At 71.3% G+C, this 20,043-nt stretch carries 20 protein-coding genes, 1 tRNA gene and 2 pseudogenes; 7 read left to right on the top strand and 16 right to left on the bottom strand.

The window, feature by feature from the left end; all coding sequences use genetic code 11:
• Window positions 1-38: 38 nt before the first annotated feature.
• Genes ACLQ2X_RS12105 through ACLQ2X_RS12095 form a run of 3 tightly spaced genes read right to left on the bottom strand, consistent with a single transcriptional unit; the run spans window position 39 to window position 1,200 of the window.
• Window positions 39-599, bottom strand: a complete 561-nt coding sequence (locus tag ACLQ2X_RS12105) for an IS3 family transposase (protein WP_425681070.1) — start codon at window positions 597-599, stop codon at window positions 39-41.
• The gene (locus tag ACLQ2X_RS12100) at window positions 599-862 is read right to left on the bottom strand and encodes an IS3 family transposase (RefSeq protein ID WP_425681069.1); all 264 of its coding nucleotides are present in this window, start codon (window positions 860-862) and stop codon (window positions 599-601) included. The genes ACLQ2X_RS12105 and ACLQ2X_RS12100 overlap by 1 nt, the downstream gene beginning before the upstream one ends.
• Complete coding sequence (locus ACLQ2X_RS12095) at window positions 859-1,200, bottom strand: transposase (protein WP_425681092.1); 342 nt, start codon at window positions 1,198-1,200, stop codon at window positions 859-861. The genes ACLQ2X_RS12100 and ACLQ2X_RS12095 overlap by 4 nt, the downstream gene beginning before the upstream one ends.
• Before the next feature lie 126 nt (window positions 1,201-1,326).
• Between ACLQ2X_RS12095 and ACLQ2X_RS12090 the strand changes: the two genes are divergently transcribed.
• Both ACLQ2X_RS12090 and ACLQ2X_RS12085 read left to right on the top strand, forming a co-directional pair.
• Window positions 1,327-1,602, top strand: a complete 276-nt coding sequence (locus ACLQ2X_RS12090; RefSeq protein ID WP_425681068.1) for a type II toxin-antitoxin system Phd/YefM family antitoxin — start codon at window positions 1,327-1,329, stop codon at window positions 1,600-1,602.
• The gene (locus tag ACLQ2X_RS12085) at window positions 1,599-1,856 is read left to right on the top strand and encodes a Txe/YoeB family addiction module toxin (protein ID WP_425681067.1); all 258 of its coding nucleotides are present in this window, start codon (window positions 1,599-1,601) and stop codon (window positions 1,854-1,856) included. Before ACLQ2X_RS12090 ends, ACLQ2X_RS12085 begins: the two co-directional genes overlap by 4 nt.
• On the opposite strand, the gene ACLQ2X_RS12080 is transcribed toward ACLQ2X_RS12085, so the two are convergent.
• Together ACLQ2X_RS12080 and ACLQ2X_RS12075 are read right to left on the bottom strand one after the other, a co-directional pair.
• Entirely contained in the window at window positions 1,841-2,044 is a 204-nt protein-coding gene (locus ACLQ2X_RS12080) for a MarR family transcriptional regulator (RefSeq protein WP_425681066.1), read from the bottom strand. The two genes, ACLQ2X_RS12085 and ACLQ2X_RS12080, sit on opposite strands and share 16 nt — an antisense overlap.
• A gap of 12 nt (window positions 2,045-2,056) precedes the next feature.
• A pseudogene (locus tag ACLQ2X_RS12075) lies at window positions 2,057-2,892 on the bottom strand (NAD-dependent epimerase/dehydratase family protein).
• Window positions 2,893-3,068: 176 nt separating this feature from the next.
• On the opposite strand from ACLQ2X_RS12075, the gene ACLQ2X_RS12070 reads away from it, so the two are divergent.
• The gene (locus ACLQ2X_RS12070; protein ID WP_425681065.1) at window positions 3,069-3,614 is read left to right on the top strand and encodes a hypothetical protein; all 546 of its coding nucleotides are present in this window, start codon (window positions 3,069-3,071) and stop codon (window positions 3,612-3,614) included.
• Between the two features lie 85 nt (window positions 3,615-3,699).
• On the opposite strand, the gene ACLQ2X_RS12065 is transcribed toward ACLQ2X_RS12070, so the two are convergent.
• Together ACLQ2X_RS12065 and ACLQ2X_RS12060 are read right to left on the bottom strand one after the other, a co-directional pair.
• Complete coding sequence (locus ACLQ2X_RS12065) at window positions 3,700-4,488, bottom strand: DUF5984 family protein (protein WP_425681064.1); 789 nt, start codon at window positions 4,486-4,488, stop codon at window positions 3,700-3,702.
• A 49-nt stretch (window positions 4,489-4,537) separates the two neighbouring features.
• Window positions 4,538-4,822, bottom strand: a complete 285-nt coding sequence (locus ACLQ2X_RS12060; RefSeq protein ID WP_425681063.1) for a DUF3027 domain-containing protein — start codon at window positions 4,820-4,822, stop codon at window positions 4,538-4,540.
• A gap of 206 nt (window positions 4,823-5,028) precedes the next feature.
• On the opposite strand from ACLQ2X_RS12060, the gene ACLQ2X_RS12055 reads away from it, so the two are divergent.
• From ACLQ2X_RS12055 to ACLQ2X_RS12045, 3 genes are all read left to right on the top strand, one after another.
• A tRNA-Ala gene (locus tag ACLQ2X_RS12055) sits at window positions 5,029-5,101 on the top strand.
• A 205-nt stretch (window positions 5,102-5,306) separates the two neighbouring features.
• Window positions 5,307-6,683: an SDR family NAD(P)-dependent oxidoreductase gene (locus tag ACLQ2X_RS12050; protein ID WP_425681062.1), complete on the top strand. Its 1,377-nt coding sequence runs from the start codon at window positions 5,307-5,309 to the stop codon at window positions 6,681-6,683.
• The gene (locus ACLQ2X_RS12045) at window positions 6,680-7,816 is read left to right on the top strand and encodes a gala protein (RefSeq protein WP_425681061.1); all 1,137 of its coding nucleotides are present in this window, start codon (window positions 6,680-6,682) and stop codon (window positions 7,814-7,816) included. The genes ACLQ2X_RS12050 and ACLQ2X_RS12045 overlap by 4 nt, the downstream gene beginning before the upstream one ends.
• 87 nt (window positions 7,817-7,903) lie before the next feature.
• On the opposite strand, the gene ACLQ2X_RS12040 is transcribed toward ACLQ2X_RS12045, so the two are convergent.
• Window positions 7,904-9,361 (bottom strand): endo-1,4-beta-xylanase, encoded by a 1,458-nt coding sequence (locus tag ACLQ2X_RS12040; RefSeq protein ID WP_425681060.1) that lies wholly within the window; start codon window positions 9,359-9,361, stop codon window positions 7,904-7,906.
• A 303-nt stretch (window positions 9,362-9,664) separates the two neighbouring features.
• Window positions 9,665-10,096: a winged helix-turn-helix transcriptional regulator gene (locus ACLQ2X_RS12035; protein WP_425681059.1), complete on the bottom strand. Its 432-nt coding sequence runs from the start codon at window positions 10,094-10,096 to the stop codon at window positions 9,665-9,667.
• A gap of 115 nt (window positions 10,097-10,211) precedes the next feature.
• On the opposite strand from ACLQ2X_RS12035, the gene ACLQ2X_RS12030 reads away from it, so the two are divergent.
• Window positions 10,212-11,126 (top strand): NADP-dependent oxidoreductase, encoded by a 915-nt coding sequence (locus ACLQ2X_RS12030; RefSeq protein WP_425681058.1) that lies wholly within the window; start codon window positions 10,212-10,214, stop codon window positions 11,124-11,126.
• Here ACLQ2X_RS12030 and ACLQ2X_RS12025 read toward each other — a convergent pair.
• The 7 genes and pseudogenes from ACLQ2X_RS12025 to ACLQ2X_RS11995 all read right to left on the bottom strand — a co-directional run bounded on the left by ACLQ2X_RS12025 (window position 11,108) and on the right by ACLQ2X_RS11995 (window position 19,972).
• Window positions 11,108-14,269, bottom strand: a complete 3,162-nt coding sequence (locus tag ACLQ2X_RS12025) for an ATP-binding protein (RefSeq protein WP_425681057.1) — start codon at window positions 14,267-14,269, stop codon at window positions 11,108-11,110. The genes ACLQ2X_RS12030 and ACLQ2X_RS12025 overlap by 19 nt on opposite strands.
• The gene (locus tag ACLQ2X_RS12020) at window positions 14,269-14,910 is read right to left on the bottom strand and encodes a hypothetical protein (RefSeq protein ID WP_425681056.1); all 642 of its coding nucleotides are present in this window, start codon (window positions 14,908-14,910) and stop codon (window positions 14,269-14,271) included. The genes ACLQ2X_RS12025 and ACLQ2X_RS12020 overlap by 1 nt, the downstream gene beginning before the upstream one ends.
• Complete coding sequence (locus ACLQ2X_RS12015; protein ID WP_425681055.1) at window positions 14,897-15,889, bottom strand: endonuclease domain-containing protein; 993 nt, start codon at window positions 15,887-15,889, stop codon at window positions 14,897-14,899. The genes ACLQ2X_RS12020 and ACLQ2X_RS12015 overlap by 14 nt, the downstream gene beginning before the upstream one ends.
• Before the next feature lie 192 nt (window positions 15,890-16,081).
• Window positions 16,082-16,312 (bottom strand): annotated as a pseudogene (locus ACLQ2X_RS12010) (ATP-binding cassette domain-containing protein); the annotation flags it as partial.
• The gene (locus ACLQ2X_RS12005; protein ID WP_425681054.1) at window positions 16,309-16,455 is read right to left on the bottom strand and encodes a hypothetical protein; all 147 of its coding nucleotides are present in this window, start codon (window positions 16,453-16,455) and stop codon (window positions 16,309-16,311) included. The pseudogene ACLQ2X_RS12010 and the gene ACLQ2X_RS12005, both read right to left, overlap by 4 nt.
• Before the next feature lie 284 nt (window positions 16,456-16,739).
• Entirely contained in the window at window positions 16,740-17,513 is a 774-nt protein-coding gene (locus ACLQ2X_RS12000; protein WP_425681053.1) for an SAM-dependent methyltransferase, read from the bottom strand.
• Between the two features lie 131 nt (window positions 17,514-17,644).
• Window positions 17,645-19,972, bottom strand: a complete 2,328-nt coding sequence (locus tag ACLQ2X_RS11995) for a glycoside hydrolase family 65 protein (RefSeq protein ID WP_425681052.1) — start codon at window positions 19,970-19,972, stop codon at window positions 17,645-17,647.
• Between the last annotated feature and the right edge of the window lie 71 nt (window positions 19,973-20,043).

Genomic DNA, 20,043 nt, shown 5'->3' with positions numbered 1-20,043 from the left:
TCTACGACTCCGGCAAGGCCTTCGCCGAACCCGCGACCTCAACTGCTTGACAGCCACCGTTGGTGAGATGTCTCGATCCAGTCGAAGATCGCCGCGTGGGCGGCGGCGCGGGTCGGCCACGGCCGCCGGTCGAGTAGCTCGGTCTTGATCGTGGCGAAGAACGACTCGGCGACGGCGTTGTCCCAGCACTGACCTCGGCCGCCGACGGATAGCCGCACCCGGTGCCGGTCGGCCAGGCGGGCGTACTGGGCGCTGGTGTACTGACAGCCCCTGTCGCTGTGGAAGATCACCGATTGGTGCGGGCGGCGGGTGGCGATCGCGCTGGCCAGGGCCTGGGCGGGCAGGTCGGTGCGGAGATGATCGGCGGTGGCCCAGCCGACGACTCGCCGCGACGCGATGTCGATCACGGTGGCCAGATACAGCCACCCTTCCCAGGTGCGGATGTAGGTGATGTCCCCGCACCAGCGGGTGTCGACCCCACTGGCGGTGACGTCGAAGTCCCGGCGGATCAGATCCGCCGGCAACGCCGCCGCCGGGTCGGGCACGGTGGTGGTGCGCCACCGCTTCGGCGTCCGGCCGCACAACCCGGCGGTACGCATCAGCCGGGCGACCGCTTACGGGAGTGCCGCCGTCCCTGCGCAGCGAGTTCGGCGCGCACCCCAGGAGCACCGTAGGTCCCCGCCGACACAGCGTGGACATCCGCGATGCGTGCGGTCAGGTCGGCGTCGTCACGCTCACGCCGCGACGGGCCGGCACGGTGTTGGTAGTAGGCGGACCGGGAGACCTCCAGCAGCTCACAGGAACGCTTCACACTCCCGTCGGGCCACGCCTTCTCCGCCTCGATGAACGGGTACACATTCACCGGGTCTCCGTCGCGAAGAAAGCCGTGGCCCGTTTGAGGATGTCGACGTCCTCACGCAGCCGGCGGTTCTCCCGCCGCAGCCGCGCCAGCTCGTCCCGCTCGTCGCTGGTCAACCCGTCCGTGCGGGTACCGGCATCGAGGTCAGCCAGCTTCACCCAGTCCCGCACCGCGGTCTCGGTCAGGTCGAAGTCCCTCGCGACCTGCACGATCGACCGGTCACCCCGCCGACACACCTCGACGATCTCCGCCTTGAACTCCGGCGTGAACGCCCTACGCGGCCGGCGTGGCTTCTCTTCCCCATGCCTTCCATGATGAACATCCTCCCGAGGAGCACACAGCCCCTCTGATCTGGGACGTCCGTCAAACCGGGTCAGGCCCAGCCCGCGGGTCCACCGCCACGTCGATCAGGGACGAGGCACAGGCCACCCGAGGTACAATTTTCTGTACCTACCTCGGAGGTGGTCATGCGGACCGTCAACTTCACCCAGCTACGGCAGAACCTGGCCGCCGAACTCGACAGCGTCATCAACGACGCCGAGGAAGTGGTGGTGACCCGGTCGGGCCACGAACCGGTGGTCATCGTGCCGCTCGCAGAGTACGAGTCGATGAAGGAAACCGAGTACCTCCTGCGCAACCCGGCCAACGCCGCAGCCCTGCGCCGCTCGATCGCGGAGCTTGAGAAGGGTGACGCGGCCGAGCGGGACCTGATCGACCCGGCCACCGTGCGGGACGTCGCGTGAGGCTGGTCTTCACCGCGACGGCGTGGAGCCAGTACCTCAGTCACAGGGACCGCAATCTGGTCAAGCGCATCAACGACCTCGTCGCAGACGTGATGCGCAACGGATACGAGGGCATCGGCAAGCCGGAACCCCTTCGGGGAGAGCTGTCCGGCTTCTGGTCCCGCCGGATTGATCGCGAACACCGGCTGGTGTATCGGATCACCAAGGACGACGTCGAGATCATCGCCTGCCGGTACCACTACGGCGACCGGTAGATCTCCATGGTAAGGGCGAACTTGTCGAGGGCCTGCGCGCCGGCGGCGCCGACCGGAACGTAGATGTCCTCTTCGATGGTTCGCGCGACGTCCGTTGCGATGACCAGAACACGCCGCCGGTTCTCGGTGTCCCGGGTACGGCGGACCAAGCCGGCGCGTTCCAGGCGGTCGATGACCGTGGTAGTCACGGCCGGGCGCGCTCAGTCCACAGCGGACCCATCAGGGGGTAGCGGCGCTACGACGTGTCGTAAGGAGTACTCGGCGTCGGTATAGGCGCCGCCCTGAAAGGCGGTGCTGTCGATCGGCGTGTCCGAACCGGGCACCTGAGCGGCATAGTTCTCCGCGTCGTCTCGTGGCAGATAGCCGAGCTGCACCCCGGTAGTGGTGTCCCAGAACGCTCGGGTGTTGGCGGAAACGGCGTAGGCGGTAACGAAATGCACGTCCGGGGCGGTTATCGCCGCCCGGATGTAGCCGACGGCGTCGCGCGGGCTCAACCAGGTAGCCAGATAGCGGGCCTCGGTTGGCTCCTCCTCGAAGCTGCCGATTCGTAGACACACCACCGACAGCCCGAACTTGTCCGCGTACAGGCGCCCGAGTGCTTCGACGGCCACCTTGCTCACTCCGTAGAACCCGTCCGGCCGGACCGGTGCGTCAGGCACGACGAACTGCCCGACGGGGTAGAAGCCGGTGACGCGGTTGCTGCTGGCCAGGACGACTCGTCCTACCGACTGGCGGCGGGCGGCCTCCAACACGTGGTATGTGCCCAACACATTGCTGTCCAGCAGGTCGGCCAACGGCGCCTCGTCCGGAAGCCCGGCCAGGTGCACAACTGCGTCCGCCCCCTCCAGGCGGCAACTACGGCGTCGAGGTCTGCCAGATCCAGTCGTATCGCTCGCTCTGTCGGAGCCTGCGCATGCACCGAAACCCGATCGACAAGCACGAGTTGGCGAACCTCGTCGCGCAGGTGTTCACAGACCGCCGATCCGATCCGACCTGCCGCACCTGTGACCACTACCGTGCCCAGACCTGAACTCATGACCTACATCCTGGCGGTGCGCACCGACAACACGAGCCTGCGACGTGCGTCAAGCGCTTGACGTGGCGGGCCGGCCGGGCGAGCGACGCTACCCTGTCGCCTGTGGGAACCGACATCTACGGCTTCGTCGAGGTGCGGCACCCCTTTGCGGATGAGGACTGGTACGAGTGGGAGCCGTGGGTGTGCTTGATGCCGATTTCCCCGCTCTACCTGAACGACGACTCCGATGCGTTCGGCTGCCTTTTCGGGGTGCGGAACTGGCTCCGCTGGGAGCCGGTCGCGGCCGAGCGTGGTCTTCCGGTGGACGTGTCGAGTTCGGTACGGGCAGCTATGCCAAGGACGGGCGACTGGATCCCGCCATCCATGGCGCCAGTTGGGTTTCCTGGGCCGAGTTGTGTGACCTCGACATGTCGGTCACGCCTGTTGCTCGCGGACTGCTGCGGGTAGCGGACCCGCCGCTTTTTCGCAGGTTCCGGGTGGACGACGAATGGCCCGGCGATTTCATCGAGAAGTACGGCGTTCCGCCGGTTGGCTTGTCCCTCACCGAGGCGTCACCGGGTCGCTGGGACGCGGGTGGGGCCACAGTTGAGTACGGGCCGTTGATGACCCGACAGGATGTGCTCGGGCCGGGCACCGGATGGGAGCACGTCTTCGCCGTCCTGCGCGCGCTCGGGCAGCGGTTTGGCGATGACGGTGTGCGCCTCGTGGTGTGGTTCGACTAGAGCCACGGTATCGGGCCTGTCCGGCTCCGGGCGTGCCGAGGCGGGCCACCGGACGACCTCTATGGCTCTGTGTCGACGAGGCCCGTCAGAGGTCGCCGAGCAGCAGGCGGGCGCCTTGGCGCACCACGTTCCAGTCCGTCTCCGGAGAACGGTCGAGATTTCTGGCCAGCCAATGCTGCCGGTCCTCGTGTTCGTGCCGCAGGTGGGCGAGGTCAAGGTCCACGCCAGGCAGTCCGCCGCGGCAGTCCAACTCCGCCACCCGCTGCCCCATGGCGTCCATCAGCTCGCGGTCGAGGTTCTGCACGGCCTCCAGGTATTCGGTGGTCGGAACGCTGAGCCGGACTGTGGGGTCAGCGGTGAAGCCGATGTCGCCGTCGTCCTCGTGCCGCCAATCCACAGTGATCTCATCGCGATCACCGCTGACAGTGCGCCAGAAACGAAGTCGGAGAGGATCGCGCACGTATCCGAAGTCCAGGCGGTGGTCACCGTGCCAGATCGCGGCCGTGACGACCGGATGGCCCGGCGCGCCCGGGTCGTCGCCTTCGTCGGCCCGTTCCGCATCCGGGTCGGGCACGAAATCCAGCGGGTCGCGCGTCCACTGTGCGGGGTCAGAGGCGATGAACGGTTGCAGATCATCGGGCACCGTTTCCAGCACCTCGGGTGTGAGGGCGATGACGTCTTCCCACAATCGGGCCAGGTAGTAGTCGATGTAGGAATGCGGGTGGACTTCACGAGTACGGCGCAGCAGCGTGTGCCCGCCTGCGTCAAGCCAGTACCAGCCGTCGGTGAGCCCGAACCAGTGCAGCCTCGGCCGGTCGCTGCCCCACGGCGACACCTCGTCGAGTGGGTACAGCTCAAACCGGAACCTGATCATGCCGGGATTATCCCGTACCGTTCGATCTTCAAAGCGCTCGCGCCGGGTCTCATCCGAAGGAGCCGTCGTCGCGGTTGGCGAAGGCGCCGCACCCGTCATGTTCGAAGCGGACCCGTCCGTCGAAGCGTGAAGCCGGGTTGGTGCAGGCCCCGTAGTCGTCGCCGAGTTCGCCGCAGAGCGGGATCCAGAATCGACAACCGCCGCATTGCTCGTCGTACCAAGCTTCGCGGTAGCCCGGATCAGCGGTATCACGGTGGCGTTGGGTGATCCACCGCTGGTGGCAGTGGTTGTTGTGGGCGGCGTCGTTGCCGGCCCACGGGTTGCCCGGCATCATGGGATTCAGGATGCGTCACGGAAGCCGATCCGAGGAGGGTGCCCGTCCGGTCGGGCAGCGCTCCTCGAGGTAGCGACGAGCAAGCCGTCCGATGACGGCCTCGCCGACAGTCATCGCTGTGAGGTACGCCCACACCGCTTCGTGTTGTTCTGCCGTCGATGCCATATCCCGCCGGCCGGCCTGTCCCGTCTAGACTGCGGCGTGGGTGGGCCATAGCGCAGAGGTCGACGCATCTTCTTTGCGGGAAGAGGGACGCCGGTTCGAATCCGGCTGGCCCACCCGCCTTTACGGGCGAGGGACCCGGCACATGCTTCGCCGCCCGCGGGCGCGGGCCACGTCGGCACGGCCAGCCACGTGCCGGGCGGAACGTGGTGTCCGGAGTCGGCCAGGTTCGCTATGCTGCCGCGCGGCGGGGCCGTAGCGGCGGCGACGTGCCGTGACAGCCAACTGAGGCCGGCCCCTCCATCGTCATCGAGGAGGCGGGGTGTCGGTCGATCCCGACGAGGTGGCGACCTGCCTCGCCGTGTTGGCCCGGCTGGACGACGCTGACCTCGACGAGGCGACCCGGCAGACCTTGGAAACGTCCGTCACCACCGCTGCCCGGGGTGTGCGGAAGCGAGCCAAGAGGCGTCGGAGGGCCGCCACCCGGGCCGACCAGGCGGTGCCGTCGGCCGCCATCCGGGCCGCCGACCACGCGGTGCTCTCGGCCGCCACCAGATTCCACACCGAGGTGCCGTCCACCGCTCCGCCGTCGGCCGACACCCGCGCCGGCAGTGTCGGCACCCTGCGGCGTGACCAGCGCTGCTATGTCTGCAGGACCGCCTACCGTGAGGTCGATGCCGACTACCACCAGATGTGCCCACAGTGCGCCGAGGAGAATCGGGCCCGCCGGCACGCCCGCTGTGACCTGCGGGGCCGCACGGCCGTGGTCACCGGAGGCCGGGTGAAGATCGGTTTCCACACCGGGTTGAAACTGCTCCGCGACGGCGCGCGGGTCGTCGTCACCACCCGCTTTCCGCGTGACGCCGCCCGGCGGTACGCGGCCGTGCCGGACTCGGCCGACTGGGCCGACCGGCTCTACGTGCACGGCCTCGACCTGCTCGACCTGTCCTCCACCCTGAACTTCGTCGCGTTCGTCGGTCGCCGCTTCTCCGGGTTGGACATCCTGGTCAACAACGCGGCGCAGACTGTGTGGCGGCCACCGGCCTACTACCGGCAGGTGTACGAGGCGGAGGCCGTGCCGCTGGCCGGGCCGGCCACGCGGATCGCCGTGGGTGCGGCGCCCGCCCGCCCCGTCACGGCCGGGCTTCCCACCGTGCCGGAGGCGTGCTTCCCGGCCGGTCGGGTCGACGAGACAGGTGAGCCGCTCGACCTCCGCGAGGTCAACTCCTGGGTGCTGCGCGACGCGGACGTCTCCCCGCACGAGTGGTTGCAGGTGCACGTGGTCAACGCCTTCGCCCCCTTCCTGCTCACCTCCCGGCTGCGTCCGCTGATGGCGGCCAGCCGGCACCCGCAGCGCCACGTCGTGCAGGTCTCCGCGATGGAGGGCAGCTACTCGCGGCGCAGCAAGACGGTCCATCACCCGCACACCAACATGGCGAAGGCCTCGCTCAACATGTTGGTTCGCACGGTCGCGGTCGACTATCTGGCCAGCGGCATCCACATGAACGCCGTGGACACCGGCTGGGTCACCGACGAGCGACCGCACCCGAGCAAGACCCACGAGCGGGACCAGGGCTTCCGGCCACCGCTCGACGTGATCGACGGTGCCGCGCGCGTCTACGACCCGGTGGTACGCGGGGTCAGCGGCGAGCCGGTCAGCGGCCTGTTCCTCAAGGACTACCGGAGTGTGCCGTGGTGACCGGGCCGACGCCGGTGCGCTGCCCGATCATCGCGGATCCCACGGCCAGGTTGGCCGACCCGACCGACTTCGACCCGCTGCTGGGTCGCCTGGCCGGGCCCGCGCCGATCGTGGACACGGAGATGTTCCCGCGTGGCACGGTCCGCGCCGACGGCCGGCTCGACCTGTGCAAGCAGGGCGTCGGCCCGGGGCAGGCGCGTCGCATCATCACGGCTGCGGTCGGGTCGCCGCTGGTCCAGCACCTGCTGCTCGGCACCAACGCGCTCGGCGGTGCCGGCGCCCGTGCGGTGGCCGAGGCGTTGCGCCCCGGGCACCGGCTGCACACGCTCTATCTGGGGTGCAATCTGATCGACGCCGCCGGCGTCGCGGCTCTCGCCGATCGGCTGGCGGACGACGAGGAGGTCCACGCGCTCTGGCTCAAACGCAACCCGATCGGCGACGACGGTGTGGGGCGGCTCGCCGACGCATTGCGCGTCAACACCACCCTGCGCACCCTCGACCTGGTCAATGTGGGAATGACCGTAGTCGGCCTGAACCGGCTGGCCGATGCCCTGGCCGAGCGGTCGACCCCGGTGCAGCGGTTGTTCCTCAGCGGCAACGGTTTCGGCCCGGAGGTGGTGCCGGCCCTCGGCGTCCTGATCCACGCCGCCGGGGTCCGCGAGCTGTATCTGGCCGCCAACCATCTGGGCGACGACGGGGTCGCCGCGCTGGCCGCGCTCGCCGACGGCGTGGCGATGACGGTCGGCCTGGGCGGCAACGGGGTCACCCCGACGGGGGTGGCCGCGCTTGCCCGGCACCTCGCCGCCTGGGAGTCCCTGGATCTGGCGCGGCCTCCGTCCGGGCGTGCGTTGGGTGCCCGTGGCAACGTGGTGGGCGACGCGGGGGCGGAGATCCTGGCGGCGGTCCTGCCGGACGCCCGGCTGCGCCGGCTGGACGCGCGACATACGGGAATCGGTGGGCGGGGAGCCCGCCGGCTGGTGGCGGCGACCAAGGATCACCCGACCCTGCGTCACCTCGGGATCAGCGGCGGCGTTCCCCGCCGTCAGCGCCGCCGTGCGGCCGAGTTGCTCGCCGGGCAACCGGCACCGGGCCCGCACGAGGACGTCCGGGTGATCGCGAGCGTGTACCGGTGAGTGCCACACGTGAAGAGAGAAGGCTCACCGCCGCGGCACCGGCCGCGGCGGTGAGCCTTCTGTCATCTGACTGTTGATGCGGGTGGATCAGCTCGAAACGAGCTGGAACCGCTGGTTGGCCTGCCCGTTGCAGTCGTAGAGCTGCACCTGCTGCCCGTTGGCGGTGCCCCAGACGTCGAGGCAGCGGCCGGACTGGACGCCGGTGATGGTCCCGTTGGAGTTGACGTTCCACTGCTGGTTCGTCTGGCCGTTGCAGCTGTAGATCTGCACCGCGGAGCCGTTACCGGAGCCGGCGGCGTCCAGGCACATCGTGCCGTACACCGTCAGTTGCCGGCTGGAGGTGGACGTCCAGCGCTGGTTGGTCTGCCCGTGGCAGTCGTAGAGCTGCACCCGGGTGCCGTTGCTCTGCGACGCGTTGGTTACGTCGATGCACCGACCGGACTGGCTGCCGACGATCCGGCCCGAACCGTTGGACGGCGGCGGCGTGGTCGGCCCGGCGGTCGGCGACACCGTCGTGGTCGGCGTGGGGCCGGGCGAGGCGGAGTTGAGGACGTTGAGGACCGAGTTGTACGCGGCCTTCTTGTTACCGCCACCGTCGAACAGCAACGGGTTCTCGTTCGAGCGCCAGGAGTCGCTGTCACGCACACCCCACACCGTGATACCGATGCACCGCGGCACGTTCATACACGCCTGCGTCAACCCCGCGTACTGACTGGTCGAGGAGTTCGTCACGTCGACCTCGGTCAACGCCACATCCACCCCCAGCGCCGCGAAATTCGACAACGTGGTCTGGAAGTTGCCCGGCAACGAACTGCCACCGGTGAAGTGCGTCTGCAACCCCACACAGTCGATCGGCACACCCCGGGACTTGAAGTCCCGGATCATGTTGTACACACCCTGCGTCTTGCCGTACGACCAGTTCTCGATGTTGTAGTCGTTGTAGCAGAGCTTCGTCGACGGGTCCGCCGCCCGCGCGGTCCGGAACGCCACCTCGATCCAGTCGTTACCGGTGCCCTGCAGGTTGGAGCTGCGGCGGCTGCCGTCCTCGTTGAACGCCTCGTTCACCACGTCCCACGCCGCGAGCTTGCCCCGATAATGGGCCATCACCCCGTTGATGTGATCGATCATCGCGGTACGCAGATTGCTGCCACTGAGACTCTGCATCCACCCCGGCTGCTGGGCGTGCCATGCCAGCGTGTGCCCACGAACCTGCAAACCACGCTGGGTCGCCCAGTTGTAGATCTGGTCACCGGAGGAGAAGTTGAACTGGCCCCGGTTCGGCTGCAACGCCTCCGGCTTCATCTCGTTCTCAGCCGTGATCATGTTGAACTCACGGGCCGCGATCGTGCTGTACGTCGAGTCGTTCAACCGGTTCGCCGCGATGGCGGTGCCGAAGTACCGGCCCGACTGTGCCGCCGCGGCGCCTAGCGTGCTCGCCGCCGCCTGGGCCAGGCTCGGCACCACGAGCGCCGCGCCGGCGAGCGCCAGCGCGCTGGTGACGGCGGCCAGCACCACGCGGTGGCTGCGCCTCGGTAGATGTCTCATGACACTCCTCTGCATATCGGACGGTGATGCGCTGGCGATGCCCGGATCGATGCGGGCGCGAGCCCGGTGCCGCAACTCGCTCCCGCGTCACTGCCCTGAAACTTTCCGAAGATGTACCGGTAACTTCCACTGGAAGATATCCGCGACTCCACGATCGGTCAATATCGATGTAGAGCCGAACCTGGGGGTGAGTGCCTGAACAGGGCTCGGGCACCGCTACACGTCGCCCCGGGGCGCTTACCGCAGGTGCGCCCACAGGACGACGGCGGGTCCGAAAGTTTCGGAGGGTTCCGATGAGGTCGGTCAGCCCCCGACGGCGGCGTCGTAGCGCTCACGGTTCGCGTGCACCTGGTCCATGTGCGCCTCGGCCCACACCTTCATGCCGTACGTCAGCAGGTGCAGCGACAGGCCGAGGTCGGTCAGGGCATAGGTGACGGTCACCGGCACGCTCGGCGTCACGGTGCGGGTGATCAGACCGTCGCGCTCCAGCGAGCGCAACGTCTGGGTGAGCATCTTCTGGCTCACCCCGGCCAACCGGCGGGACAGCTCGGAGTAGCGCATCACCTGCGGCCCGGTGTCGCCCACCGGACCGTCACGGCCGAGCGCGGCCAGGATCAGCGCCACCCACTTGTCGGAGATCCGGTCGAGTAGCTGGCGACTCGGACAGCCAGCGAGGAACGCGTCGTACTCCGCTCTCGCCTCTGCCCGCTTCTGCGCCGCGCTCCGTGTCGGCATCGTCCGCTCCTTCCTACCCGAGGGTGCCCAACGCACTCAGAAGTGCGTACTTCCCGTAAGAGAGTTACCCCTCCATGGTGGAGCGAGAACATCCGTGGAGACAAGGAGAAGAACCATGGGTACGCAGACCTTCCGCGCCGCCGTCGTCCCGGCCACGACGGGCCCCGGCACCATCGAGATCATCACCGTTCCGCTGCGCGAGCCCGGCCCAGGCGAGGTCCGGGTGGAGGTCGCCGGAGCAACGGTCAACCCGGCGGACCTCGGGGTCGTCGGCGGCTTCTTCCACTCGCTGGGACTCATCAACCAGCCGCAGCACACCGGCCTGGGTTGGGACTTCGCCGGTGTCGTCCGCGCGGCCGGCCCCGGCGTCGACCTCGCCGTCGGCACCCGGGTCGCCGGGCTGGTGGTCGGATTCGACCGCGACTTCGGCACCTACGCCGAGCAACTCGTCGTGCCCGCCGCCGACCTGGCCGTCGTACCCGATGACCTGGATCTGGTGGCGGCGGCGACCGTGCCGCTCAACGGCCAGACCGCGGCGCAGATCGTCGACCTGCTCGGCGACCCGCCCGCCGGGGGTCGGCTCCTGGTCACCGGGGCGGCCGGCGCGGTCGGCGGCTACGTCGTGCCGCTCGCCCAGGCCCGGGGATGGCAGGTGACCGGTCTGGCCCGGGGCGAGGACGAGGAGTTCGTCCGCGGGCTCGGCGCCGACTTCACCACCACGACCGAGCCGGGCTGGGACGCCGTCGCCGACGCCGCGGGATGGCAGGAGCGGGGTTTCGCGCTGGTCCGCGACGGCGGCGTGTTCGTCGGCGTACGGCCGAACGCCCTGCCTGCCGCCGAGCGCGGAGTCACCGTGCGCGCGGTCGACGTGCGCCCCGACGGCGCACGCCTGGCCGACCTGCTCGCCCGCACCGCTGCCGGTGAGCTGCCCGCCCGGGTGCACGCGGTGGTGCCGCTAGACCAAGTGGCGGACGCGCACCGGGCGGTCGCGGAGGGCGGGGTACGCGGGCGCTACGTGCTGCGCCCCTGACCGCCGCGTGCCCGGACCAGCACCTCCTCGACGGTGAGCGGGCTGCGCGGATGGTGCGTCAGCGACAGCGGGGTACGGATCTTGCGGGGTGCGGCGCCCTCGGCGGCGAGGTAGAACTCCCCCACCGTAAGGCGGGAGATGTCCGGCACGTCGCCGCCCTTGGCCCGGGCCATCTCGCGGGCCGCCTCGATCTGGATCGGGCTGTTCATCAGGCCGTAAAGCTGGGTCGCCGCGTTGCCCGGGATGCGGTTGTGCAGGCCCTTCGGCGCCTGGGTGGCAAAGATCAGCCCGAGCCCGTACTTGCGGGCCTGGGCGGCGAGCGCCAGCGTGCTCTGGGTGCAGGCGGTCATCGCGCCGGACGGGGCGAACGTCTGCGCCTCGTCCATGATGAGCAGCCCGAGCAGCGGGCGGTCCCCGGCCGGGTTCTTCTTGATCCAGGCGAACAGCGCCATCTGGAGCTGGTTGACGAAGCTCTGCCGTACGTCGTCGGACGGCAGACCCACCAGGCTGACCACGGAGACTCTGGCCCGCTTGCCGGGCGCCGGGGTGAGGAGCACGCCAGGATCCATCGGCGTGCCCTCGCCCCCGAACAGCGGGTCGTTCACCATTGCGGCGGTCAGGGTCTGCGCCAGGCTGAGGCCGATCCGGTCGGCGTCGTCCAGGTCGATGATCCCGTCCGGCAGGTCGGCGAGCGTGTCGATGAGGCCCGCCAACCGCGACCCTCCGCGCCGGCCGTAGTGCTCGACGGCCTTGCGCAGCACGGCCAGCCCGAGGTGCGCCCGGGTGGCCCGGCCGGTCACCATGGCGCGTGGCGCGAGGGACGCGACCGCCGCCTCGACGGCCTCGGCGAACTCGTCCGGGTCGTCGCGTACGCCGGTGAAGTCGGGCAACGGCTGGAAGCTCAGCGGGCGGCCCGAGTTGCGGCGCGGCGTCCAGACGACGACGTCTGTGCGCGCGAGGTAGTCCCGGGCCCGGTCCGCGTCACCCGGTCGCCACCGCGGCGGCGGCTCGGGCCATCCCTCGCCGAGGCGGGCGAGGTCGTTGTTGGGGTCGAGCACGATGGCAGAGACGCCCGCCAGCGCGCACTCCTCGACGATGCGGCGGATGAGGACGGTCTTGCCGGAGCCGGACCCGGCGAAGATCGTGGTGTGCTTGCGCAGCGCCTCCAGCGCCAGCGGCACCGGTTCCCCGTCGTCGTACCCGTGCCCGACCACGAAGGACAGCTCGGCCGAGCCGGTGGGGGCGGCGACGGGCGCGGGCTCGGCGGGTTCCGGCGGCGGTCCGGCGTCGGTCGTCCAGCGGTCCACGTCGGCCAGCGCGTGCTGGAGGAACTTCAGCTCCCGGGTCGGCCGGCGCTCGGCCAGCCAGCCCTGAAGGTCCATGGTGGCCTCGGCGAGCATGACCCGCAGCGCGGACAGGACGCGCACGTCCTCGTCGTCGACGCCAAGCGTCTGACCGCCCGCCTCGGTGAACGCGTCGACCGCCCGGCGGGTCGCCGCGCTCGTCGACCAGGCACGGTTGCGCAGCAGGAACAGCTTCCGCCGGCCCGAGCCGGTATCGAGGGCGGCGGCCACGCTCGCCTTGCGGAGCCGGGCCAGCGCGGCGTTGCCGTGGTGGTCGTCGCCGATCGCCCGGAAACACCAGTGCACCTGGTCCTCGGTGCGCTCGTCGAGCGTGAGCCGCAGCCGGGCGTGCAGCGGCGGGTCGGTGCTCGGCGGCGGGTCGACGCTGAACGCCTCGCCCGCGTCGCCCCGCTCCAGGACCCAGGCGGTGAGGCCGGCGGCGAGCAGCGGCGGCATCGCCTCGTCCTCGGACGCGCGCCGGAGCGGGCCGGTGACATCGGTGGCCGCCCGCAGCTCGGCGAACCGGGCGTCGTACCGGTCCATCTCCTCGCCGGTGGCGGTCACCGGGGCTGGCCGGGGCGCGCGAGGTTCGGCAGTGGGCGGCTCGCCGAGCGTGGTCATCTCCCGGACCTCGTCGTCGGCCATGCACTCGCGGATGTGCCTGTCGATCTCGATGAGCAGCTGGCGCGGGGTGAACGCACCGGCCTCGGCGAAGGCGCGCGGGGACACCGGCCACGACGGGTACGGCGGCACGAACCCCGCCTCCCGGTAGCGGAGGGTGAACCGCTTCTCGATGATTGCCCGCGCCAGGCCGGCGTCGTCGATCCGGCGCAGCGGCATCGTCTCGCGGAACCGATCGGCCACCGTGTCCGCGGCGGCGGACTTGATGACGGTCCACGAGTTCGGGATGCAGGCGAGCACGGTCAGCGTGCGCCGGGTCGTCTGCCGCAACGCCATCAGGCCGTCCGCCATCCGGGCCAGCATCAGTGCCTGCTCGGGGCTCATCGCGGCGGCGCCGGCCAGGGCCGGGTCGCTCTGGATCGCCAACTGGGCGATGAGCGTGTCGATCTGGTCGATCGCCACCACCGACGGGCCGGTGAGGGCGAGCAGCCAGGACAGATCCTGCACGATCTGCTGGGCCGGGCGCGGAACGCGGCGCATGCCCCAGGCCGCGCGTTCCCCGGCGACCATCTCCTCACCGGAGAGGAAGTAGTTCTCCGCGACGTCGCGGTGGGAGATGTCCTCGGAGGCGCTGAGCCCGAGCGCACGCGCCGTCTCCTGGCAGGTACGGGCAGCGTGCCTGTCGAAGTCACCGAGCCCATCCAGGAAGGCGTCGAGCGCCGCCCTGGTCAGTCCGGTGTCGCCCATGACCGCCCGGCGTGCCGTCCGGGGCGCCCCGACCTTCGCGGACAGCCGCCGCAGCAGCAGTTTGAGCTGCGTCTCGCGGCTCCCGGGCACCGGCCGGGACAGGCCGTCGAGCATCGCGGCGAGCACGCCGTCCCAGAAGCCGCCGGCGTCGAGCAGGCCGACCAGGAAGAAGTAGCCGCCGCGCTCCTGCACCTGCTGGCGGATCACGCCCAGCAGGTGGGTCTTGCCGGAGCCGCGCTGGCCCTGGACGACCAGGCCGAGCGGGCTGCCGTGCGGGTTCGACGCGGCCTCGTCCACCCCGGCGAGAACGTCCCGGACGACCGGTACGTGCAGGCCGTCGACGTGGAAGGGCAGCGGGCGCCACACGTCGTCGGGCACCGGCGCCCAGTCGAACCGCAGGGCGGCCAGCGCGTTCCGTTGCGCCTCGTCCATTACACGCCGATCGCCAGCAGGTGGTTGTCCTGCCCGCCGAGGCGCAACGCGGCCTCGGCGTCGGCCCCGGTGAGCGTCTTCTGGTTCGACTCCGGCGCGATGGTGACGCCCTCGGAGCGGCTGAGCCCGCGCAGGGCCTCGTCCAGGTCGTCGCGCGGCACGTCGGCGAAGAACGGCCGCAGCCGGCGCAGGCTCACCCAGGCGCCGGGTTCGTCGGCGAGCGCCCGGTACGCGGCGACCACGCGCGCCTCCAGCGACCCGGCCGGCTCAGCGGCAGGCGCGCGCACGTCGGTGAGCGCGAAGAGTTCGGCGAGCGTCGCGCAGCCGCTGCGGGCCATGACCCGATCGCGCAGGCTCACCTGCAACGCGGTGAGCGCGGCGCCGAGCGCGCTCGCGCCGCGCAGCGCGAAGTCCAGGTCGCTCTGCATCCGTACCCAGCCCTTGTCGTCCAGTTGCAGGGCGTACGTCGGTCCGCTCTTGCGGCTCGCGACGTAGTGCAGGCGGGTGAGCTTGTCGCGCTGCGGCTTGCGCACGACCAGGCCGTAACGGTCGCGCAGTTCGGTGCTCAGCACCTCTCGCGCCTCGGCCATGAGAACGACGAGGATCGCGCCCTCGGATGCGGTCAGGTCATCGCCGGCCATGGTGCCGTCCTTCCGCCAGATCTCGGCGACGGGCCCGCAGACAGATGCCGATCTGCGCGACCACGGTGCCGACGTCGTGGATTACTCGGGCGTTTGTGAAGCGCAGGACGGCGTAGCCGTCCAGTTGCAGTTGGACGTCGCGTTGCCGGTCGGCCTCGAAGCGGACCGGGCGGCAGTGCTCCGGGCCGTCGATCTCCACCACACACCGCTCGTCCGGCCACACTAGATCCAGGCGTACCGGCGCGGCCAGGCGGTGCGACTGGTAGCTCTGGTTCCATCGCCGTCCGGCCGACCAGCTCTGCGCCGCCAGCGCCGCCTCCAGGCGTTTCTCGGCGTCGCTGCCCGGATGCGGCTTGCCCGCCACCGGTGCGTGCCCGGCGGGCACGGCCGGCGGCGCGACGGGGAACACCGGAAGTCCGTCCAGCCCGGCCGCGCCGGCTCCGGTCAGCCAGACGGCCGGGCCGCCGTGCTGCACGAGCCATCCGCCACCGGCCGCGACCACCGCGGCGTCGCCGTGCACCGGCTCGACCAGCAGCACCACCTTCCGACGCCCGAACGCGCCGGCGACGAGACGTGCCAGCGCGGCGGCCCGGGCGCGCAACGGGAGCGTCGTGACGCTCGGCCGGCGCCCGGTCACCGCGAAGACTGCCAGGTCGGTCAGGAAGGAGCCGGGGTAGCGGTCCCGGCGCGAGCGGGCGGCGGCCGCGGCCCGCACGGCGGCGAGGCCGGAGACGTCCGGACGGACACCGTCAGCGGCCTCGGGCAGCCAGGCCGGCAGCAGCTCGACGGCGACCCGTTCGAGCCGGTCCAGCGCGGCGTGCGCGAAGTCGGCCGGCATGGCGTACGCCGGGGCCGGGCCGTGCACGACGGCGCCCGGCCCCGCGTGGTGGCGGGCGATCGCCATGGCGACCGCGTCGGCGTCCGCGCCGGGCAGGGCGACGACGCGGTCGGTCGGCAGATCGGCGAGGGCCGGGTCCATGCAGCGTCGACCCCTCCCCACCGTCGACCCCGGACGTCGGAGGACCAGAGTACGAATCCTCTTCGGCCGACGCCAGTCCCAGATCGCCGGACGGCGACCGCGCGGCGACGCTCAGGTGATGTCGCGGCGCATCGGGACGACCACGGCGATCGCGGCGGCGGTCAGCGCGTACGCGGTCAGCAGCAGGGCTCACGGCTGGGCCAGCCGGCCGTAGGGCTGCCCGCCGATGGTGGCGGCGCCGCTGGTGGGGGTCACCAGTCCGGTCAGCATGCGCATCGTGGTGGTCTTGCCGGCGCCGTTCGGGCCGAGGAAACCGGTCACCGCGCCGGGTCGTACGGTGGAGGTCAGGTCGCGTACGGCGGTGACGTCTCCGTAGCGTTTGGTCAGGCCCGTCGCCTCGATCGCCAGGTGGTCACCGGTCATGGCCACCCCCTCGTCGCACGCCCGATCACCTCGGTGAGGTGCGCGGCGGCCGGATCGGAGACGACCACCTCGTCGAACTCCCCGCCGGCCGCCGACCGGTCCAGCACCAGGTGCAGCCCGGGCTGCCCCCGCCGGGCCGCCACGGGCTGCCGGGGTGGGACAGCACCCGCGCCGACGTCTCGGTGCCGGAGGAACTGCGCTGGACCGACACCCGCCGTGGCGAGGAGTTCACGTTGACCACGCTCAACATCCGGCTCCTACCGGACGGACGGCTCGCGGCGAAGGCGTACGGCCGGCCCACCGCGGGTGGCCGCGGCGCGTACGTGTCGCTCCGGTGCCCGACCGGCCGGAGCCGGCCGCGTCGGTGGCGGCGACGGACCGGGCAGGCGTGCTCTGGGCCGCGCACGGCGGTCTGGACTGACCGCGCTCAGCGCCGCACGCCCACCCCGCCGTAGCCGTGCGACACCCCGGCCTGCGGTTCCCCGTCTGGCCGCCAGTCCGCCACCTTGACCAGACCCGGCTCGACCAGCTCGTATCCGTCGAGGAAGCGGGCCACCTCGTCTCGGGTGCGGGGCACCAGCGGCGAACTGCTGCGGCGGTAGATCGCCCGGCCCTGCTCGGTGGGCAGCGTCGGCAGGCCGTCCAGGGTGAGGTGGGACAGCGCGAGCACGCTGCCCGGGACGGTGGCGTCGCGCAGCGTCGCGACCGCTCCGCACGGGTCGTCGGCGTCGGGCACGAAGTGCAGCACCGCGAGCAGCAGCACCGCCACCGGCTCGGTCAGGTCGATGGTGGCCCGCAGCGTCGGGTCGGCCAGCAGCTCGCCGGGACGCCGCAGGTCGCCTTGGAGCACCACGGTGCGGCCGTCGGCAGGCAGCAGCCGCCGGGCGTACGCGACCGCCACCTCGTCGTGGTCGACGTAGACCACCCGGGCGTCGGGGCGCACCGCGCGGACCACCTCGTGCACGTTGCCCTGGGTGGGCAGGCCCGCGCCGATGTCGAGGAACTGGCGTATCCCCTGCTCGGCCGCCCAGCACACGACCCGGCGCAGGAACGCCCGGTTGCTCTGCGCGGCCACCCCGGTGTCCGGGAAGATCCTCAGGATCTCCTCGGCGGCGGCCCGGTCGGCGGCGAAGTTGTGGCAGCCACCCAGGTAGTAGTCGTACATGCGGGCGACATTGGGTCGGTTCTCAGCCTCCGTCACGCCCTGATGTCTAGCACTCTCGGCCACCCACCGCTGACCCGTCGTGTCCGCCGTCCGCTCGCTCCCGTCTCCCACCCGGCTGTTAAGAAGGGGCCCTTCCTCTACCGAATGCGTTAAGCAGGGGCCCTTCCTTACCTCGGGGCGGACGGGGGCGGCCCGGCGTCGGGGACGGGGGGCATCGGGCGGGTGAGCGGGGCGGCGGCGGTGAGGTGGAGCCGCTCGCCGTGGTGCCACAGCTCGACCGCGTCGTCCGGCCCGGCGTCGGGCAGCTCGTAACGGGCCTCCCGGGAGGTGAGCGTGACCCGCAGCCGGTGCCCGTGCCAGCGCAGGTGGAACACGAGCCGGTCGATCTTCCCGGGCAGCCTCGGGTCGAAGGACAGCACGCCCCGGTCGTCGCGCAGCCCGCCGAAGCCCTGCGCCACCACCAGCCACGCGCCGGCCAGCGACGCCAGGTGCAGCCCGTCGGCGGTCTTGTCGCCCAGGTCGTCCAGGTCCTGCAACGCCGTCTCGGCGAACAGGTCGTACGCCAGGTCGAGGTGACCGACCTCGGCGGCCAGGATCGCCTGGGCGGAGGCGGACAGCGACGAGTCCCGGACGGTGCGCGCCTCGTAGTAGGCGAAGTTGCGGGTCTTCTCCTCGGCGGTGAACTCGCCCGGGCAGCGCAGCATCGCCAGCACCAGGTCGGCCTGCTTGACCACCTGCTTGCGGTACAGCTCCAGGTAGGGGAAGTGCAGCAGCAGCGGGTAGTCGTCCGCACCTGTGGCGTCGAAGTCCCACTCCGGCTGTGCGGTGAAACCGGCGGACTGCTCGTGCACGCCGCGTTTGCCGTCGTACGGGACGGCCACCGCGTCGGCGGCGGCCCGCCAGCCGGACACCTCGGCCGCGTCGACGCCCAGCCGTTCGGCCACCTCCGGGCACCGCTGCGCGGCGTCGGCGGCGCCCCGCAGGTTGCGCCGGGCCATCAGGTTGGTGAAGACGTTGTCGTCGGCGAGCGCGGAGTATTCGTCCGGTCCGGTGACGCCGGTCAGGTGGAACAGGCCGTCGTCGTCGAAGTGGCCGTAGCCGTGCCACAGCCGGGCGGTCTCGATCAGCACCTCGGCGCCGGACTCGGCGAGGAAGCCGGTGTCACCGGTGGCCGCGACGTAGCGCAGCACCGCGTCGGCGATGTCCGCGTTGACGTGCAGGCCGGCGCTGCCGGCCGGCCAGTAGCCGGAGCACTCCCGGCCGCTGAGCGTCCGCCACGGGTAGGTGGCCCCGGTCAGCCGCAGCTCGGCCGCCCGGTCCCGGGCCTCGGGCAGGTGGGCGTGCCGCCACCGCAGCGCCGAGCGGGCCAGTTCCGGTGCCAGGTACGTCAGCACCGGCAGCACGTAGCCCTCGGTGTCCCAGAGGACGTGCCCGTCGTAGCCGTTGCCGGTCAGCCCTTTCGCCGGGATGGTCCGGTCGCCGTCGGCCCGCCCGGCCTGGAGCAGGTGGAACACCGAGAACCGGACCGCCCGCTGGAGTTGCGGGTCGCCGGTCAGCTCGACGTCGGCGGTGGCCCACGCCGCGTCGAGCGTGGCCCGCTGGGCGTCGAGCAGGGCGTCGAACCCGTCCGTCCGGGCCGCGTCGGCCTCCGCGACGACCACGTCGGCCAACTCACCGGGCGGGGTGCCGTCGACGTCGGCGCACTCGTACGCGGCGAACCGGGTTACCCGGATCCGCTCGCCGGGGCGCAGCGAGCCGGTGAGCGCCAGCCGGAACCGGTCGCCGGTCAGCTCGGTGTCGGCGGCGGTGTCGTCGGGCGCCTCGATCCGGTGCGCGACCGCCACGGCGACCCGCTGGCCGCTGCGTCCGGTGCGGTGCACCAGCACCCCGTCGAGGCCGTCGTGGCTGCCGGTCTCGGCGGTGAGCGGGTCGTGGATCACCGAGGCGGCCCGGGGGTCGTCGCCGCGTTCCGGCACCCGCTCGTTGGCGAGCAGGTCGGCGCAGACCCGTACCCGCACCGGTTGCTCCAGCGGCTCGACCTCCCAGTCGACGGCGGCGACCCGGTGGCGGGGCAGTGAGACCAGGCGGGTGCTGCGGACGCGGACGGCACGGCCGCCCGGTGAGACCCACTCGGTCTCCCGGCGCAACACTCCGGCGCGCAGGTCGAGTTCCTGGTGGTGCCGCCGGATCGTGCCGGTTTCCAGGTCCAACCGCTCGTCGTCGACCCAGAGCCGGACCAGGGACGCGTTCGGGGCGCTGATCACGGTGTCGCTGCGTTCGGGGAAGGCGTATCCGCTCTCCGGGTAGGTCAGGTCGTGCTGTTCGTGGAACCCGTTGAGGTAGGTGCCGGGCATCCCGCAGGGTGCGCCCTCGTCGAGCGTGCCGCGCCAGCCCACCCAGCCGTTGGCCAGCGCGAAGACCGATTCGGTCTCGCCCAGGCGCTCCAGGTCCGCGTCGGTGCGCCGGATCCGCCAACTGTCGTCGCCGTGCGACACGTGCCCTCCCGAGTCCGGTGCGTGGAGCGCCACCGAAACAGATCCGGCTGAAAGGTGGCTGGGACTCCGGT

The organism is Micromonospora sp. DT31 (assembly GCF_049841795.1).
GTDB lineage: Bacteria > Actinomycetota > Actinomycetes > Mycobacteriales > Micromonosporaceae > Micromonospora.
The sequence above is the reverse complement of the archived record's forward strand: the minus strand, read 5'-3'. Positions and strand labels throughout refer to the sequence as shown.

Coding starts and splice junctions, on each gene's coding strand:
- ACLQ2X_RS12105 (WP_425681070.1), bottom strand. CDS start 599: ATGCGTACCGCCGGGTTGTGCGGCCGGACGCCGAAGCGGTGGCGCACC.
- ACLQ2X_RS12090 (WP_425681068.1), top strand. CDS start 1,327: ATGCGGACCGTCAACTTCACCCAGCTACGGCAGAACCTGGCCGCCGAA.
- ACLQ2X_RS12065 (WP_425681064.1), bottom strand. CDS start 4,488: ATGATCAGGTTCCGGTTTGAGCTGTACCCACTCGACGAGGTGTCGCCG.
- ACLQ2X_RS12060 (WP_425681063.1), bottom strand. CDS start 4,822: ATGATGCCGGGCAACCCGTGGGCCGGCAACGACGCCGCCCACAACAAC.
- ACLQ2X_RS12040 (WP_425681060.1), bottom strand. CDS start 9,361: ATGAGACATCTACCGAGGCGCAGCCACCGCGTGGTGCTGGCCGCCGTC.
- ACLQ2X_RS12035 (WP_425681059.1), bottom strand. CDS start 10,096: ATGCCGACACGGAGCGCGGCGCAGAAGCGGGCAGAGGCGAGAGCGGAG.
- ACLQ2X_RS12030 (WP_425681058.1), top strand. CDS start 10,212: ATGGGTACGCAGACCTTCCGCGCCGCCGTCGTCCCGGCCACGACGGGC.
- ACLQ2X_RS12025 (WP_425681057.1), bottom strand. CDS start 14,269: ATGGACGAGGCGCAACGGAACGCGCTGGCCGCCCTGCGGTTCGACTGG.
- ACLQ2X_RS12020 (WP_425681056.1), bottom strand. CDS start 14,910: ATGGCCGGCGATGACCTGACCGCATCCGAGGGCGCGATCCTCGTCGTT.
- ACLQ2X_RS12015 (WP_425681055.1), bottom strand. CDS start 15,889: ATGGACCCGGCCCTCGCCGATCTGCCGACCGACCGCGTCGTCGCCCTG.